Below are 690 nucleotides of genomic sequence, written 5' to 3'. Positions count from 1 at the left end.
ACCGGCGGGCGCCTGAAGCGCGTGGCCGCCTATCTGGACCCGAACGAGCCGTTCTGCTTTACCTACGGCGACGGCGTGTCGGACATCGACATCACGAGCAAGATCGCCTTCCACCGCGCGCACGGCAAGATGGCCACCGTGACGGCCGTGCAGCCGCCGGGCCGCTACGGCATGCTCCAGCGCGACGGCGCACGCGTGACCGGCTTTACCGAAAAGCCGCCCGGCGACGGCGGCAGCTGGATCAACGGCGGCTTCTTCGTGCTCAATCCGGCGGTAATCGAATACATCGCAACCGAAGACACGCCGTGGGAAGGTGCGCCCATGGCACGCCTGGCCGAGATGGGCGAACTGAACACGTTCGAGCATCACGGCTTCTGGCAGCCGATGGACACGCTGCGCGACAAGAACAGTCTGGAAGCCCTTTGGCAAGCGGGGAGTGCACCGTGGAAAAAGTGGTGACGCTCGACCCGCGTGCGTGGGCAGGCAAGCGCGTCTTCCTGACCGGGCACACCGGCTTCAAGGGCAGCTGGCTGGCACTGTGGCTGCGCCAGCTTGGCGCCGATGTGTACGGCTACAGCCTGGCGCCCGAAACGAGCCCGAATCTCTTTACGCTGGCCAAGGTGGAATCCGCCATAGCCGGCCACACGCTGGGCGACATCCGCGACGCGGATACCTTGCGTGCCGCCATGA

1 protein-coding gene and 1 pseudogene are annotated in these 690 nt (G+C 66.1%); both read left to right on the top strand.

Translation table 11 applies throughout. From position 1 onward, the window contains the following. Positions 1 to 459, top strand: a 459-nt coding sequence (locus FUT88_RS25750) for a sugar phosphate nucleotidyltransferase (RefSeq protein WP_261797305.1), incomplete at its 5' end; no start/stop codon positions are given. Next, positions 444 to 690: pseudogene (locus tag FUT88_RS25745) on the top strand (CDP-glucose 4,6-dehydratase); the annotation flags it as partial. The gene FUT88_RS25750 and the pseudogene FUT88_RS25745, both read left to right, overlap by 16 nt.

It is taken from the genome of Ralstonia sp. TCR112 (genome assembly GCF_007997035.1).
GTDB classification, from domain to species: Bacteria; Pseudomonadota; Gammaproteobacteria; order Burkholderiales; family Burkholderiaceae; genus Ralstonia; species Ralstonia edaphi.
This window is presented reverse-complemented; position numbering and strand designations above follow the sequence as displayed.